This window comes from Streptomyces sp. NPDC031274 (genome assembly GCF_055570235.1).
Map to the genome: position 1 here is coordinate 347,684 of NZ_JBVIHP010000005.1, position 16,431 is coordinate 364,114.

The 16,431-nt window shown below is 71.0% G+C and carries 8 protein-coding genes and 1 pseudogene; 7 read left to right on the forward strand and 2 right to left on the reverse strand.

The window, feature by feature from the left end:
* From ACZ5CR_RS11700 to ACZ5CR_RS11720, 5 genes and pseudogenes are all read left to right on the forward strand, one after another.
* Positions 1-945: pseudogene (locus tag ACZ5CR_RS11700) on the forward strand (ABC transporter ATP-binding protein); the annotation flags it as partial.
* Positions 942-2,840 carry an ABC transporter ATP-binding protein gene (locus ACZ5CR_RS11705; RefSeq protein WP_468856156.1) on the forward strand — a complete coding sequence of 633 codons (1,899 nt, stop codon included), beginning with the start codon at positions 942-944 and terminating at the stop codon, positions 2,838-2,840. The pseudogene ACZ5CR_RS11700 and the gene ACZ5CR_RS11705, both read left to right, overlap by 4 nt.
* A 132-nt stretch (positions 2,841-2,972) precedes the next feature.
* Entirely contained in the window at positions 2,973-5,792 is a 2,820-nt protein-coding gene (locus ACZ5CR_RS11710; RefSeq protein WP_468856158.1) for an AfsR/SARP family transcriptional regulator, read from the forward strand.
* Between the two features lie 540 nt (positions 5,793-6,332).
* Complete coding sequence (locus tag ACZ5CR_RS11715; protein WP_468856161.1) at positions 6,333-8,384, forward strand: M4 family metallopeptidase; 2,052 nt, start codon at positions 6,333-6,335, stop codon at positions 8,382-8,384.
* A 348-nt stretch (positions 8,385-8,732) separates the two neighbouring features.
* On the forward strand, positions 8,733-10,367 hold the full coding sequence (locus tag ACZ5CR_RS11720; protein WP_468856164.1) for a M4 family metallopeptidase: 1,635 nt from the start codon (positions 8,733-8,735) through the stop codon (positions 10,365-10,367).
* Between the two features lie 82 nt (positions 10,368-10,449).
* Here ACZ5CR_RS11720 and glgP read toward each other — a convergent pair whose 3' ends face one another.
* A complete protein-coding gene (gene glgP / locus ACZ5CR_RS11725; protein ID WP_468856166.1) occupies positions 10,450-13,080 on the reverse strand; it encodes an alpha-glucan family phosphorylase in 2,631 nt (876 codons plus the stop codon).
* A gap of 172 nt (positions 13,081-13,252) precedes the next feature.
* Positions 13,253-13,699 carry a nuclear transport factor 2 family protein gene (locus tag ACZ5CR_RS11730; protein ID WP_468856168.1) on the reverse strand — a complete coding sequence of 149 codons (447 nt, stop codon included), beginning with the start codon at positions 13,697-13,699 and terminating at the stop codon, positions 13,253-13,255.
* Positions 13,700-13,994: 295 nt separating this feature from the next.
* Between ACZ5CR_RS11730 and ACZ5CR_RS11735 the strand changes: the two genes are divergently transcribed.
* Positions 13,995-15,209, forward strand: coding sequence for a S8 family peptidase (locus ACZ5CR_RS11735; RefSeq protein ID WP_468856171.1), 1,215 nt, complete (start codon positions 13,995-13,997; stop codon positions 15,207-15,209).
* Between the two features lie 323 nt (positions 15,210-15,532).
* Positions 15,533-16,431: maltotransferase domain-containing protein (locus ACZ5CR_RS11740; protein WP_468856174.1), on the forward strand; the 899-nt coding region annotated here is incomplete at its 3' end.

The following is a 16,431-nucleotide window of genomic DNA, read 5'->3' on the forward strand; positions in this document are numbered from 1 at the left end:
GGGAAGGCGGGTGGTTTCGGTTGAGCCGGGCGGGGTTGTGGCTCTGACGCCCCCCCCCCCCCCCCCCCCCCCCCCCCCGCCGGGCTCCGCTTCCACGGCGTGGAGTTCCGCTACCCGGACGCGCCCGCGGACGCGCCGGCCGCGCTCGACCGGATCGACCTGCATGTGCGCCCCGGCGAGACCCTCGCCCTCGTCGGCGCCACGGGCAGCGGCAAGACGACTCTGACGGCGTTGGTGCCCCGGCTGCACGAGGTGAGCGGGGGCCGCATCACGCTGGACGGCGAGGACATCGCGGAGATGGACCGCGAGCGGCTGCGCACGCTGGTGGCCGTCGCCTTCGAGGAGCCGACGCTCTTCTCCGCGACGGTGGGCGAGAACGTACTGATGGGCGCGGAAGAGGCGGCGGGCGAGACGGAGTTGGAGCGCGCGCTGGGTGTCGCCCAGGCGGACTTCGCCCACGCGCTGCCGCAGGGCACGGCCACCCAGGTCGGCGAACAGGGCCTGAGCCTCTCCGGCGGCCAGCGCCAGCGTCTGGCCCTGGCCCGCGCGGTCGTGGGCCGCCCCCGCTTCCTGGTCCTGGACGACCCGCTCTCGGCGCTCGACGTCCACACGGAGGCCCTCGTGGAGGCGGCCCTGCGCCGCGTCCTTCGGGACACGACGGCCCTGGTGGTGGCCCACCGCCCCTCCACGGTCCTCCTCGCCGACCGCGTCGCCCTCCTCTCCGAGGGCCGCATCACCGCGGTGGGCACGCACCAGGAGCTGCTGCGGGGGAACCCGGAGTACGCGTGGCTGATGTCGGGGGCGGGGGACGCTCCCGCGACAGGAAAAGCGGGTCCCGCAGCCGCGGATCGGGTCGCTTCCCCGGCAGAGGGGACGGACCTGCCCACCGCCGACGGACAGACGGAGGCGGGCGTCGTGTCCGCGGAGAGGGAGGGTCTGCGATGACCGCTTCGACGCCGGTGTCACGGACCACCGGGCCCGATGAGGACGAACGCCTGTCCCAAGCAGCAGCCGACCGGCCCGCTCCCGCTGAGCGCCCCGCCGACGACTTCGACAACGACAGCCTCCCCGCGCCCCCCGGCGCCACCACCACCCTGCTCCGTTCGCTGCTGTCCCCCCTCCGTGGCCGCGTCATCCTCGCCGCCGTCCTGCTCCTTCTCCAGCAGGCCGCCGTCCAGGGCGGCCCGCTTCTCGTCGCGTACGCCATCGACCGCGGCGTGCCCGCCGTGCGGGCCGACGACTATGGGCCCCTCATCGTCATCGGCATCGGCTATCTGCTCTGCGCGGGCGCGTCCGGCGCGTTCCAGTACGCGTTCATCGTGGCCTCCGCCCGCGTCAACCAGGACGTACTGCTCGATCTGCGCGGGCGGATCTTCCGGCACGCGCAGGCACTCAGCGTGGACTTCCACGAGCGGTACACCTCGGGGCGCCTCATCTCCCGGTCCACCACGGACGTGGAATCCCTGCGGGAGCTCCTCAGCGAGGGGCTGCAGGAGCTGATCACCGTCATCCTGTCCTTCGTCTACATCTCGGCGATGCTCCTCTGGCTCGACCTGAGCCTGGGCGCCGCGGCCGTCGTCTCGTTCGTGCCGCTCTACCTCCTCGTACGCCGCTATCAGCGCCGCGCGGGCCCCCTCTTCGGGAAGCGGTCGACCGCGATCGCCGCCGTCATCGTGAAGTTCGCCGAGACGATGAACGGCATCCGCCCGGTCCGCGCCTTCCGGCGCGAGCGCGCCAACGAGGAAGAGTTCGGCGCGCTCAACCGTCATCACGAGCGGGCCAACGGCGACGCCATGCTGGAGATGGCCCGTTACGTCATCGGCTCCCGGCTCGTCGCCAACACGGCCGTCGCGGGCATCGTCCTGTGGGGCGCCTACCGCGTCACCGACGGCACCCTCGCGCTCGGCGTACTCGCCGCTGCCGTGCTGTACCTGCGGCGCCTGTACGACCCGATCGACCGGCTCGGCATGTTCCTGAACTCCTACCAGTCGGCCGCCGCCTCCCTGGAGAAGGTCGCGGGGCTGCTGGCCCAGACCCCCTCCGTGCCCGAGCCGCACCCCGACCGCGCCCGGCCGCTGCCCGCCCTCGCCTCCGAACACCCCGGGCGTGAGGTCGACTTCGACGGCGTGCGGTTCGCCTACCGGACCGGCGGCGAGATCCTGCCCCGCTTCGACCTGACACTGCCCGCCGGGCAGACCGTCGCCGTCGTCGGCTCCACCGGCGCCGGCAAGTCGACGCTCGCCAAGCTGCTCGCCCGCTTCTACGACCCGACGGAGGGCCGGGTCCTGCTCGACGGGGTCGACCTGCGGGATCTCGCCAACGCGGAGCTCCGGCGCGGTGTCGTCATGGTGACCCAGGAGGCCTTCCTCTTCTCCGGGACCGTCGCCGAGAACATCGCCATCGGCCGCCCGGACGCCACCCGCGAGGACGTCGAGCAGGCGGCGAAGGCCATCGGCGCGCATGACTTCATCACGTCCCTGCCCGACGGCTACGACACCGACGTACGCAAGAGAGGCGGCCGCATCTCCGCCGGTCAGCGCCAGCTCGTCGCCTTCGCACGGGCGCTGCTCGCCGACCCGGCGGTGCTGATCCTCGACGAGGCGACCAGCTCCCTCGACATCCCCGGCGAGCGGGCGGTGCAGCGCGCCATGCACACGGTGCTTCGCGGCCGCACGGCCGTCGTGATCGCCCACCGGCTCTCCACGGTGGAGATCGCCGACCGGGTGCTCGTGATGGAGCACGGGCGCGTCGTGGAGGACGGCACTCCGGCCGAACTGATCGCCGGGAGCGGGTCGTTCGCGGATCTGCACCGGGCGTGGCGGGACAGCGTGGTGGGATAGAGCGCCGCTGGGGCAGACCGCCGCCGGGGCAGGCATGGTGGGACAGACCGCCGCCGGGGCAGACCGCCGCGCGGTCCAGCAGCACGGACACCTCCGGTAATCTGGACTTTTGCCCCAGAAGGAGTTGCATCAGTGGAGTTCCGGCTGCTCGGAGTGGTTTCCGTCGCCACCGAGGCCGGTGAACTGCCGCTCGGTCCCGCCAAGCGGCGCAGCCTCCTGGCGGGTCTTCTGCTGCGGCCCAACCGCCCGGTTCCGGTGGATCAGTTGACGGCGACGCTCTGGGATCACGAACCTCCGCCGCGCGCCCGTGGCGTCATCCAGGGCCATGTGTCGCGGCTGCGGGCCCTGCTCGCCGGTGCGGACGCCGGGACGTTCGGCGTGGAGCTGGTCACGCAGGGCTCCGCGTACGTCCTGCGGATGCCGGAGAGCCTCCTGGACGCCCACAGGTTCGAGGAGTTGGTGACGCTGGCCCGTGGCCTGCGCTCGCCCGCCGACGCCGTGGCGAAGTACCAGGAGGCGCTGTCGCTCTGGCAGGGGCCCGCCCTGAGCGCCGCCTATCCGAGCCCGCCCCTCCAGGCCGCCGCACACGCCCTGGAAGAGCTCCGGCTCGCCTCCGTGGAGATGCTCGCCGGGTCGTACGCGCGCCTCGGCGAGCACAACCGGGCGGCGGCCGTACTGCGCGTGGAGGCCGAGGCCCATCCGCTGCGCGAATCACTGTCCGCCGCACTGATGCGCGAACTCCAGCGTGCGGGGCGCCGTTCGGAGGCGCTCGACTGGTTCCACCGCACGCGGCGCGCCCTCGCCGACGAACTCGGGGTCGACCCGGGCCGTGAACTGGCGGACGCCTACGGGGTGGCCCTGCGTGGAGAAGGCGACGGCGAGGACGTCGGCGCCGAGGCAGCCGCCACGGTCCCGCCGCAGCGGCGCTCCGGACGGACGGATTCCGAGCGGACGGACTCCAGGCGGACGGACTCCGGGCGGACGGACTCCAGGCGGACGGACTCCGGGCAGCGGGCGTCAGCCACCCTGTCGCCCCCGGCGACCGTCGACCTGCTGCCCCGCATGCCACGCGGCTTCCACGGGCGCGCGGACGAACTCACCGCCCTGTCCCGGGCCGCGGCGGGCGAAGCCCCCGTGTGCCTGGTCACCGGGCCCGCCGGGGTGGGCAAGACGGCGCTCGTGGTGCACTGGGCGCACCGCAACCGCGCCGCGTTCCCCGGCGGCCTGCTCTACGCCGACCTGCGCGGCTTCAGCGACACGGGAGAGCCGACGCACCTGGAGGTCCTTCGCGAGTTCCTGCTCGCCCTCGGGGTCGCGCCGCGCCGGATACCGGAGTCGGCGAACGGGGCGTCCGCGCTGTACCGCTCGCTCGCCGCCGACCGCCGACTGCTCGTCGTCCTGGACAACGCACGCGGTTCCGAGCAGGTCAGGGAGCTGCTCCCGGGAGGCACCCACTGCGTCACCGTGGTCACGAGCCGGTACCGGCTGCGCGGCCTGATCGCCTCCGACGCCGCCCGTCCCGTACCCGTGGACGTACTGGAACCGGACGACAGCACGGCCCTGCTCGCCGCGGTGCTCGGCAAGGAGCGGGTCCTCGCGGAGCCGGTGGGTGCCCGGCGGCTCGTGGAGCTGTGCGGCGGTCTTCCCCTCGCGCTGCGGGTGGCCGCGGCGCGCCTCGCGGACCAGCCGGACTGGTCGCTGCGCGACATGAGCGCCGAACTGGGCGACGAGTCGCGCCGGTTGAACCTGCTCGACGTGGAGGACACGGGTGTACGCGCGGCCCTGCGGCTCACCGTGCGGCGGCTGCCCGACGACGTCGCGCACCACTTCGCCCACCTCGGCCGCCATCCGGGCACGCACGTCGACCGCTTCACGGCGGCGGCCCTCGCGGGCACCGACCCGGAGACGGCCGGGGCCGCCCTCGACCGGATGACCGCGGCCCACCTCGCCACCCGGACCGCGCCGGGGCGCTGGACCTTGCACGATCTCGTACGGCTGTACGCGCGCGATCTGGACGCGGGTCCCGACGCCCTGCTCCGGGTGCTCGACCACCATGTGGCCACCGCCCTGGCCGCCGCCGACGCGGCCGAGCCCGGCGACGAGCCGTGCTTCACACTGCCCGCCGACTTCCGTCCTCCCTGCGCGACAAGGGAGTTCAGGAACCGCGAAGAGGCCATGGCGTGGTTCGCGGCCGAGCGTGACGACCTGATACTCGCGGCGGCCGCGGCGGACTCCGCCGGGCTGCACGGCAGGACCTGGCGGATCGTCCTTGGGCTGTGGCCGCAGATGGTGTGGCGGGTTCTGGACGGCTGGACTCCTCTGCTGCGTACGGCACTTGAGGCGGCGCGGGCCGATGGGGACGCCCGTGCCGAGTCGCGGGTCCTCGCCCTGCTCGGGTGGGTGCTCACCGAGGAGGGCCGCACCAGCGAGGCCGTCGTTCATCTGGAGGCCGCCCCTGCCATCGCCGCCCGCGCGGGTGATCGGCGCGGCCAGGCGACGGCGCTGATCAATCTCTCGCTCGCCCAGGCCGCGCTCGGCAGCCCGGAGGAGGCGGCGGAGGGCTGCGTACAGGCCGCGCGGCTGGCCCGCGCGCTCGGCGACCACCCCACCGAACGCCTGGCCCTGCACCACCTCGCCCGGCACCAACTGGACGCCGAGCAATGGCAGTCGGCCCTGGACACGTCGATGGCGGCGCTGTCCGTCGAGAGCCCCGCGGGCGCGTCGGCGGCGTCCCGCGTCCTGCTGCTCACCACGGGCGGCGAGGCCCTCATCGCCATGGGCGACGAGCCCGAGGGAATCCGCCGCCTGGAGGGCGCGGCGAGCGAGGCGGAGGCGTCCGGCTACGACGAGGGAGCGGTACGGGCCATCGGCGCGCTGCTGCGCGTGTCGGCGGACGTGGGGCTGCGGGCACGGTACGACACGGCGATGGTGCGGCTCGCGAACCGAACGTGAGGACCCCTTTCGCGGCGCGCCCCTCGCCCCTCGGCCCGAGGCCCTCGCCGCGATGCGCCGCATGAGCGTGAAGGTGACGGCCCCGCACGGGAGGCAGGTCGCGACGCGTCCGGAGCGGGGTCAGCCGCCCGGCTCGACACCCAGCTGAATTTCTTTCCAACTCAGTCCCAATAGCGCCTACTTGGGGTGCGGAATCAGCCACACCTCTCCAGGTGTCCGGTGATGGTCCCCATCGAACAATCGGGAGCCCTTCACCTTGAGCGACCCCTCCGTATATCGAACTTGGCCCACCGGGCAGCGGACCATTTCCGGCCAACTCTTGACGCACCCCTGACAAACAGAGCGCACCGGTGCCACTCTTCCCCTCGATTCCCAGCGACACCGTGCTCCACCGTTCAACACTCTGCTGCACCGAGCCCCACCGTGCTCCAGTGTTCGTTTTCCCAGCTCCACGTTCTGCCTTGTTCTGCCCGGACGGCACGACCGCGCCGCCCGGTCGCCTTGGCCGCCTATCCCGCGGCCACGCAGAAGGAGTCCGTGTTGAGAAGCACCTCTCACAGACCTGCCTCCCACAAGCGCGCCGCCGCCGGCGCCCTCACCGCCGTCGCCGCCCTCGTCGCGGTGGCCTTCCAGACGGGCCCGGCATCGGCCGACGGCCCCGCGATATCACCGGCCAAGACCTCGGCCGCCGGCAAGATAGGCAAGGCCGACCCCGGCTCCCTGCCCGTGAAGCTCAGCCCCGCCCAGCGTGCCGCGCTCCTCAAGGACGCGAACGCCACCAAGGCGGACACGGCCAAGGACCTGGGGCTCGGCTCCAAGGAGAAGCTCGTCGTACGTGACGTCATCAAGGACGCCGACGGCACGGTCCACACCCGCTACGAGCGCACCTACGGCGGCCTGCCCGTCCTCGGTGGCGACCTGGTAGTCGACGAGGCGAAGTCCGGCAAGACCGAGGGCGTCACCAAGGCATCGAAGGCGCAGCTCAAGGGCGTCGACACCAGTGCCGACGTGAAGGCGGCCACCGCCGAGAAGCAGGCGCTCGGCGCGGCGAAGGCCGCGGGGTCGAAGAAGACCGACGCGGACAAGGCGCCCCGCAAGGTCGTCTGGATGGCCAAGGGCGAGCCGACTCTCGCGTACGAGACGGTGGTCGGCGGCCTTCAGCACGACGGCACCCCGAACGAGCTGCACGTCATCACGGACGCGGCCACCGGCAAGAAGCTCTTCCAGTGGCAGGGCATAGAGAACGGCACGGGCAACACCCAGTACAGCGGTCAGGTCACCGTGGGCAGCGCTCAGTCGGGGTCGAACTACACCCTGACCGACACCGGTCGCGGCAGCCACAAGACGTACAACCTCAACCGCGGCACGTCCGGCACCGGCACGCTCTTCTCGGGCCCGGACGACGTGTGGGGCAACGGTCAGGCCTCCAACGCGGAGACCGCGGGCGCGGACGCCGCCTACGGCGCCCAGCTCACCTGGGACTACTACAAGAACGTGCACGGCCGCACCGGTATCCGCGGTGACGGCGTCGGCGCGTACTCCCGGGTCCACTACGGCAACAACTACGTCAACGCCTTCTGGTCCGACGCCTGCTTCTGCATGACGTACGGCGACGGCACGGGCAACTCCAAGCCGCTGACGTCCATCGACGTGGCGGCCCACGAGATGACGCACGGCGTGACGGCGGCCACCGGCAACATGACGTACAGCGGTGAGTCCGGTGGTCTGAACGAGGCGACGTCCGACATCTTCGCGGCGGCCGTCGAGTTCAACGCCAACAACGCGCAGGACAAGGGTGACTACCTCGTCGGCGAGAAGATCGACATCAACGGCGACGGCACCCCGCTGCGCTACATGGACAAGCCGAGCAAGGACGGCGGGTCCAAGGACTCGTGGTACTCCGGCGTCGGCAACGTGGACGTCCACTACTCGTCCGGCATCGCCAACCACTTCTACTACCTCCTGAGCGAGGGCAGCGGCGCCAAGGTCGTCAACGGCGTCTCGTACGACTCCCCGACCTCGGACGGCCTGCCTGTGGCCGGAATTGGTCGTGACAAGGCGTCGCTCATCTGGTTCAAGGCGCTTTCGACGAAGTTCACCACGACCACCAACTACGCGGCGGCCCGCACCGGGACCCTCGCGGCGGCCGGTGAGCTGTACGGCACCACGAGCGCCGAGTACAAGGCGGTGGCCGACGCATGGGCCGCCGTCAACGTCGGCACCCGGCCCGGTGGGGGCGGTGGCACGGACTACGAGAACAACACCGCCGTCGCCATCCCGGACAACGCCGCGGCCGTCACCTCGTCGGTCAACGTCACGGGACGTACGGGCAACGCGCCCGCCGCCCTGAAGGTCGGCGTCAACATCACGCACACCTGGCGCGGTGACCTGGTCCTCGACCTGGTGGCCCCGGACGGGTCGACGTACCGCCTGAAGAACTCGAGTTCCTCGGACTCGGCGGACAACGTCATCGAGACCTACACGGTCAACGCCTCGTCCGAGGTGGCCAACGGCACCTGGAAGCTGAAGGTCCAGGACGTGGCCGCACAGGACACCGGCCGCATCAACAGCTGGAAGCTGACGTTCCCGTAGGCCCTCAGCGGGCTTGAAGGTACGTGCAGACTGCGCCGCCCCGGGTGGATCGACTCCCCGGGGCGGCGCACCCATGTGCGCCGCCGCATGCCGCCTTTGGGAAGCCGTTTAATTTCCATTGAACCGCCCTTGACCTGCGGTTGAGCCGCTGACCGCTTAACACGCCGTTCGCATTGCGTACATGAGCCGTCGCTCAACGGACGATTTCTGGCCAACCTGCCGTCAGGGTCCTGACATGAACCTGGCTCAACTGACACTCTTCCCTCGCACAGTCACACCAGTACCGCACCGCATCTTTCAGCTCGGACGGTCCCCATGCCGTCCGGGCCCCCCACAGAAGGAGCATGCGTGACCCCCCACATATCCCGGAAGCGCTCAACGCTGGCCATCGCCACCGCCGTTGCCGCCGGAGCGCTGCTCGCAGGCGGTCTGGCCACCGGAGCCTCCGCACAGCCCGACCAGGCCGCAGCGCCCGCCGGATCACAGATCGCGCTCTCCTCCACCGCCCGCGCCGGCCTGTTGCAGGACGCGAACGCGGACAAGGCCGCCACCGCCGAGAAGATCGGTCTCGGCGCCAAGGAGAAGCTCGTCGTACGCGACGTCATCAAGGACCGTGACGGCACCACGCACACCCGGTACGAGCGCACCTACGACGGCCTGCCCGTCCTCGGCGGTGACCTGGTCGTCCACACCGCCAAGAGCGGCGCGGTCAAGAGCGTGACCAAGGCGGCCAAGGCCACCATCAAGGTCGCCACCACCTCCGCGAAGGTCGCCACGAAGTCGGCCGCGCTCTCCGCCGAGTCGACCGCCGCGAAGAGCGGTGACACCAAGAAGGCCGACGCGCAGACTCCGCGCAAGGTCGTCTGGGCCGCGTCCGGCAAGCCGGTCCTCGCCCACGAGACCGTCGTCACCGGCGTCCAGAAGGACGGCACGCCCAGCAAGCTGCACGTCATCACCGACGCGGCCACGGGCAAGAAGCTCTTCCAGTACCAGGCCATCGAGAACGGCGCGGGCCACAGCCAGTACAGCGGCGACGTCGAGATCGGCTCCAAGAAGGGCTCCAGCGGCTTCGACCTGACCGACGACACGCGCGGCGGGCACTCGACGTTCAACCTGGACCACAGCGAGAGCGGCGAGGGCAAGCTCGTCACGGACGACGACGACACGTGGGGCAACGGCAAGGCGGACGACGCCCAGACCGCCGCCGTCGACGCCGCCTACGGTGCCCAGCTGACCTGGGACTACTACAAGGACGTGCACGGCCGCGAGGGCATCAAGGGCGACGGCAAGGGCGCGACATCGCGCGTCCACTACGGCAACGCCTACGTCAACGCCTTCTGGGACGACAGCTGCTTCTGCATGACGTACGGCGACGGCGAGGGCGACAAGAAGCCCCTCACGTCGATCGACGTCGCGGGCCACGAGATGTCGCACGGCGTCACCTCGGCCACCGCCAACCTGGAGTACAGCGGCGAGTCGGGCGGCCTGAACGAGGCCACCTCCGACATCTTCGGCACCTCCGTCGAGTTCAACGCCAAGAACAAGGAAGACGTCGGCGACTACCTCATCGGCGAAGAGATCGACATCAACGGCGACGGATCGCCGCTGCGCTACATGGACAAGCCCTCCAAGGACGGCCAGTCCCTGGACAACTGGAGCGCGGACGCGGGCAACACCGACGTCCACTACTCGTCCGGTATCGCCAACCACTTCTTCTACCTGCTGTCCGAGGGCAGCGGCGCGAAGGAGATCAACGGCGTCAAGTACGACTCCCCGACCGCCGACGACTCCAAGGTCGAGGGCATCGGACGGGACAAGGCCGAGAAGATCTGGTTCAAGGCCCTGACGACGTACTTCACCACGACGACCGACTACAAGGCGGCCCGTGAGGGCACCTTGAAGGCGGCGACGGACCTGTACGGCGCGGACTCCGCCGAGGCCAAGGGCGTAGCCGCGGCCTGGACCGGCGTCAACGTCAAGTAGTTCCTCCGTTCGTCCCCGGGCGCCGGGCAGGCCGAGATCCTTCAGCCTGCCCGGCGTTCGGGCGTGGCAGCCGGGGGCCGCCCTACCGCAGCAGCACCCCCGCGGCCTCCCCCGTCCCTTCCGACGGCACGGCCACAAGCCCCAGCTCGGCCCCGCTCGCGAGCAGCCGGTGCGACGGCAGGATGCGGACCGTGTAGCCGAAGGGGCCCGTACGGTCCAGGGCCAGCGGCCCCTCGTAGAGCCGACGGCCCTCCGCGTCGGGCCCGCCCACGGGTTTCAGCGGCAGCGGACTGGCGTCGGCGATGACGTCCTCGGGGTCGACGCGTCCCGCGATCGTCTGGACCTCCACGTCGTCCGGGGTCAGCTCGCCAAGACGCACGCGGACCCGCAGCGAGAGCGTGGCGCCCAGTTCGGCGGTGGCGCCCGTCGCCGACGCCTCGACGTGGTCGACGGCGACACGCGGCCAGGCCGCTCGGACCCGCGCCTTCCAGGAGGCGAGGTCCTCGGCGGCATCCGCGTCAAGGGTGCGGTGCGCCCGCGCGGCGGGCACGTACAGCTGCTCCACGTAGTCACGCACCATCCGCCCCGCGAGCACCTTCGGCCCGAGCCGGGTCAGGGTCCGGCGCACCATCTCGATCCACCGGTCGGGGAGGCCTCCCGGGCCCTCCTCGTAGAAGCGGGGCGTGATCCTGCGCTCCAGGAGGTCGTACAGCGCCGCGGCCTCCAGGTCGTCCCGCCGGTCGTCGTCCGTCGCCTCCCCGTCCGCCGTGGGGATCGCCCACCCGAAGTCCGGCTCGAACCACTCGTCCCACCAGCCGTCAAGGACCGACAGGTTGAGGCAGCCGTTCAGCGCCGCCTTCATCCCGCTCGTCCCGCACGCCTCAAGGGGGCGCAGTGGATTGTTCAGCCACACGTCGCAGCCGGGGTAGAGCTTCTGCGCCATCGCCATGCCGTAGTCCGGCAGGAACACGATCCGGTGCCGCACCCGCGGATCGTCCGTGAAGCGCACCAGCTCCTGGATGAGCCGCTTGCCCCCGTCGTCCGCCGGATGCGACTTGCCCGCGACGACGATCTGGATCGGCCGCTCGGGATGGGTGAGCAGCTCCATGAGCCGGTCCTTGTCCCGGAGCATGAGCGTCAGGCGTTTGTACGAGGGCACTCGGCGCGCGAAGCCGATCGTCAGGACGTCCGGGTCGAGTACGTCATCGATCCACCCCAACTCGGCGCTCGCGGCGCCCCGTTGACGCCAGGACGCGTACAGCCGCTGCCTGACCTCCGTCACCAGCTGGCCCCGCAGCTCGCGCCGCAGCTCCCAGATGTCCGCGTCCTGGATCTCGGCGACGGCGTCCCAGCGCTCGGAGCCGCCCACCGACAGCGCGTCCTCGGTCCGCTGCGCGCCGATCTGGCGTGCGCCGAGCCGGAACACCTCGGGGGCGACCCAGGTCGGGGCGTGCACGCCGTTCGTGACGGAGGCGATCGGGACCTCTTCGGCGTCGAACCCCGGCCACAGGCCCGCGAACATCTCGCGGCTCACCTTGCCGTGCAGGGTGGAGACGCCGTTGGCGCAGCGCCCCAGGCGCAGGCCCATCACCGCCATGTTGAAGAGGTTGGGCTCTCCGCCGGGATAGGTCTCCATGCCGAGCCGCAGTATGCGTTCGACGTCGATGCGGGGCAGTTCGGCGTGCGGGCCGAAGTGCCGGGCGACCAGCTCACGGTCGAAGCGGTCGATTCCGGCGGGGACGGGGGTGTGCGTGGTGAAGACGGTCCCGGCCCTGACAGCTTCGAGGGACGCGTCGAACTCCACGCCCTGTCCGGCCAGTTCGTGGATCCGCTCCAGGCCCAGGAAGCCCGCGTGGCCCTCGTTCGTGTGGAAGACCTCGGGCTCGGGATGCCCGCTCAGTCGGCAGTACGTCCGTATCGCGCGCACTCCGCCGATGCCGAGCAGCATCTCCTGGAGCAGCCGGTGCTCGCTGCCGCCTCCATAGAGCCGGTCGGTCACCTCGCGGGCGCCGGGGTCGTTCTCCTCGACGTCCGAGTCGAGCATCAGGAGCGGTACGCGCCCGACGCTCGCCTGCCAGACGTGCGCGCGCAGCTCACGTCCGCCGGGCAGCGCGATCGCCACCAGGCTCGGGGTGCCGTCCGCCTCGCGCAGGAGGGAGAGCGGCAGCTCGTTCGGGTCGAGCACGGGGTAGGTCTCCTGCTGCCAGCCGTCGCGGGAGAGCGACTGGTGGAAGTAGCCGTGCCGGTAGAGGAGACCGACCCCGATGAGCGGGAGCCCGAGGTCGCTCGCCGCCTTCAGGTGGTCGCCCGCGAGGATGCCGAGCCCGCCCGAGTACTGGGGAAGGGCGTCGGTGATGCCGAACTCGGGCGAGAAGTAGGCGACGGCGCGCGGCAGTTCGGCGGAGCGCTCGGCGGACTGCTCCTGATACCAGCGGTCCCCGGTGACGTACTCCCGAAGACCGTCCGATGCCTCGGCCAGGCGGCGCAGGAAGGCCTCGTCCCCGGCGATCTTGGCGAGCCGCGCGGGCGGCACGCTGCCGAGCAGCCGCACCGGGTCGCCGCCCGAGGCGGCCCAGTGCTCGGGATCGACGGCCTCGAACAGTTCACGGGTCTTGGTGTGCCAGGACCAGCGCAGGTTGCGCGCCAGTTCGGAGAGTGGAGCGAGAGGTTCGGGAAGAGCGGGTCGTACGGTGAATCGACGGATGGCCTTCATCACTGTGCACCTCTGACAGGGTGTCTGACGGAGCGTATGACGGGGGCGTTCGTAGGTCGCGTATCGACGTCTGTATATCGCGAGTCGACGCTTCACATGTCGCGCGTCGACGTGTCGCAACGACGGTAGCGGTGCGCCGTCCCTGTCACCACAGTGCACAGGGCGCACAGCCTCAGGGCCGGGTCGTCGCCGCCACGATAGCCGCCGTGTCCCAGTAGAACGGCCGCACCTCCACTATCCGACCGCACCGCACCGTCATCGTCTGGAGCACCGGGAAGGCGAGTTCACGCCCCGTCGCGCGGGCCCGCGCGCGCACCTGGGTGTGGACGACCGCCGTCTCGCCCGTGGCCAGGTACTCCTGTTCCCCGATCTCGAAGGTCTCCCACGTCTCGCTCATGGCGAGGAAGAAGCGCGTCATTCCGTCGTGGCCGTGCCAGCTGCCGCCGTACGGGAGCGCTTCTGCCTGGTGCAGTACGACGTCGGGGGCGAAATAGGGGGCGAGCAGGTCGAACGAGGCTCTGCCGGGGCCGCCCGCGGCCAGGTAGCGGGACTCCGCCTCGTACATGCCGGTGAGGACGGCCGTCGCATCCGGTGTGGTCGCCGCGTGCTGGGATCTCATGCCGAAAGGCTGCCGGATCCGGCGGCGTCCGACCGGCGGGAAACGGACGTCGACGTGCGACGGTCACCGCGTGGTCCCGCAACCGGCGAAGGCATCCTGATTCCGTCCGAAAATCGGCGCAACCCTCACAGCACCCCCACCGGCGATATGGCCGATTCCCCCACGCCGTGTGGTCTTGTAGGCCCTCACGCCGCACGAGAGGCTGCCAAGTGGGCCCGTGGAGGATACGGGGAATCCGGTACGGATCGGTCCAACTCCACGGGTCGCATGTAAAGTTGGGGAGGGAAACCAGCGTATGACTCTGTCGCGCACGAAGCGTCTGCGGTGGGCCGGGGCCGTTACGGCCGCCACCACGGCGACGGTACTTTCGGCCATCACGATGCCCGCGCACGCCGCTCCCGCCGATGCCCCGCTGGGGAAGATACTCGGCGCCGGTGAACCCGGTTCCATCAGTGGGAGTTACATCGTCACGCTCAAGGGCGAGACCTCGGCCCCGTCGGACGCGGGCAGGAGCCTTGCCGCGAAGTACGGGGCGCAGATACGCCACACCTACAGCACCGCGATCAACGGCTATGCGGTGAGGCTCAGTTCGGACCAGGCCAAGAAGCTCGCGGGGGACTCCAAGGTCGCCTCCGTCGTCCAGGACAGCACGGTGTCCCTTGACGACACCCAGAAGGATCCGCCCTCCTGGGGGCTCGACCGGATCGACCAGGCCGATCTGCCGCTCGACAAGTCCTACACCGGGACCCGGTCGGCCGGGCAGGGTGTGACCGCGTACGTCATCGACACCGGCGTACGCGGCACGCACAAGGAGTTCGGCGGCCGGGCCAGCAGTGGCTGGGACTTCATCGACAACGACGCCACCGCGCAGGACGGCAACGGCCACGGCACGCACGTCTCCGCGACCGTGGCGGGCGAGAGCTACGGCGTCGCCAAGAAGGCCGACGTGGTGGGTGTCCGGGTGCTCGACAACGCGGGGTCGGGGACGACCGCCCAGGTCATCGCCGGCATCGACTGGGTGACGAAGCACGCCAAGAAGCCCGCCGTCGCCAACCTGAGTCTCGGCGGCACGGCCAACGTCCAGTTGGACGCCGCCGTACGCAACTCGATCGCGTCCGGGGTCACTTACACGGTCGCCGCGGGGAACGACGGGCTTCCCGCGCTGCTGTTCTCACCGGCCCGCGTGAAGGAAGCGGTCACGGTCGGCGCCACCGACGACAAGGACGCCAAGGCGAGCTTCTCCAACTGGGGCCCGGGGGTCGACGTGTTCGCGCCGGGCGTCGGCATCACCTCCGCGTGGAAGACGGACGACACCGCCGAGAACACCATCTCGGGGACGTCGATGGCCTCGCCGCACGCGGCGGGCGCGGCAGCGCTCTACCTTGCCGATCACCCCTCGGCCGCACCGGCCGCGGTGAGCAAAGCACTGACCGATCAGGCGGCCACGGGCAAGGTGACCGGCGCCGGTCTCGGCTCGCCGAACAAGTTGTTGCAGGTCAACAACCCGTAGCACTCGACACATCCACGACGCGTCACGGAACCGGCCCCGCCGCATACGGCGGGGCCGGTTCTGCGTGCGCGGTCGCGGCCTTGCCTCCGGCGCCGAGCCGACGCACCCTCGATAGGGGACCGGCCTCGTATGAGGCCTTACGCACCAGTAGGTAAAAAAGTGCTGGATTGCCCACGAGAAGTTGGTGGGAAGGCTCCCCCGGAACGCAATCGGCTGAGTACGGTCAGTCACGGCTCGGTACGCCAGCAAGCGCGGCACGCTGTCGCAGAACCACTCCACACCCCCGTATCCGCCCCACTCATGTAACGCGGACAGGAGCGGTCATGCCCTCAACTCGCCCGACGGCCAAGCCTTCGGGAAAGTCCCCTACCAGGGTGCCCAAAACTCCGGCACCACAGCAGGACACGCAACACCCGCAGGAAGCCCACGACCCGCAGGGTGCGCAGGCCCCCTCCCCGCGACCAGGGCGGCCAGGCCCCCTCACCGGCCGCATACCCGTCCTCGACGTCGCGCCCCTCGTCCACGGTGGGCTGAGGCCCGCGAAGGCCGTGGTGGGCGAGACCTTCCAGGTCACCGCCACCGTCTTCCGCGAAGGACACGAGGCGGTCGCCGCCAATGTCGTCCTGCGCGACCCGCGGGGGCGCCCCGGGCCGTGGACGCCGATGCGCGAACTTGCCCCCGGCACAGACCGGTGGGGCGCGGACGTCACTCCGGAGGCGGAGGGGAACTGGACGTTCTCCATCGAGGCGTGGGGCGACCCCGTCACCCAGTGGCGGCACCACGCGAACATCAAGATACCGGCGGGCATCGACACCGAACTCGTCCTGGAGGAAGGTGCCCGGCTGCACGAGAGGGCCGCCGCCGACGCCCCGGCAAGCAAGGGCCGCCGCGCCACTCTCCGCGCCGCCGCCAAGGCCCTGCGCGACACGCGACGCCCCGTCGCGGCCCGCCTGGCCGCCGCCTTCACCCCGGAGGTGGACGCGGTTCTCGCCGAGCATCCGCTGCGCGAACTGGTCACGGAGTCGCAGCGCCTTCCGCTGCTCGTGGAGCGGCAGCGGGCGCTGTTCGGGTCCTGGTACGAGTTCTTCCCGCGCTCGGAGGGTGCCGTCGTAAGTCAGGGCGAACCTCCGCGGCCGGGGACGTTTCGCACCGCTTCACAGCGGCTTTCGGCCATCGCGGCGATGGGCTTCGACGTCGTCTACCTCCCGCCCATCCACCCCAT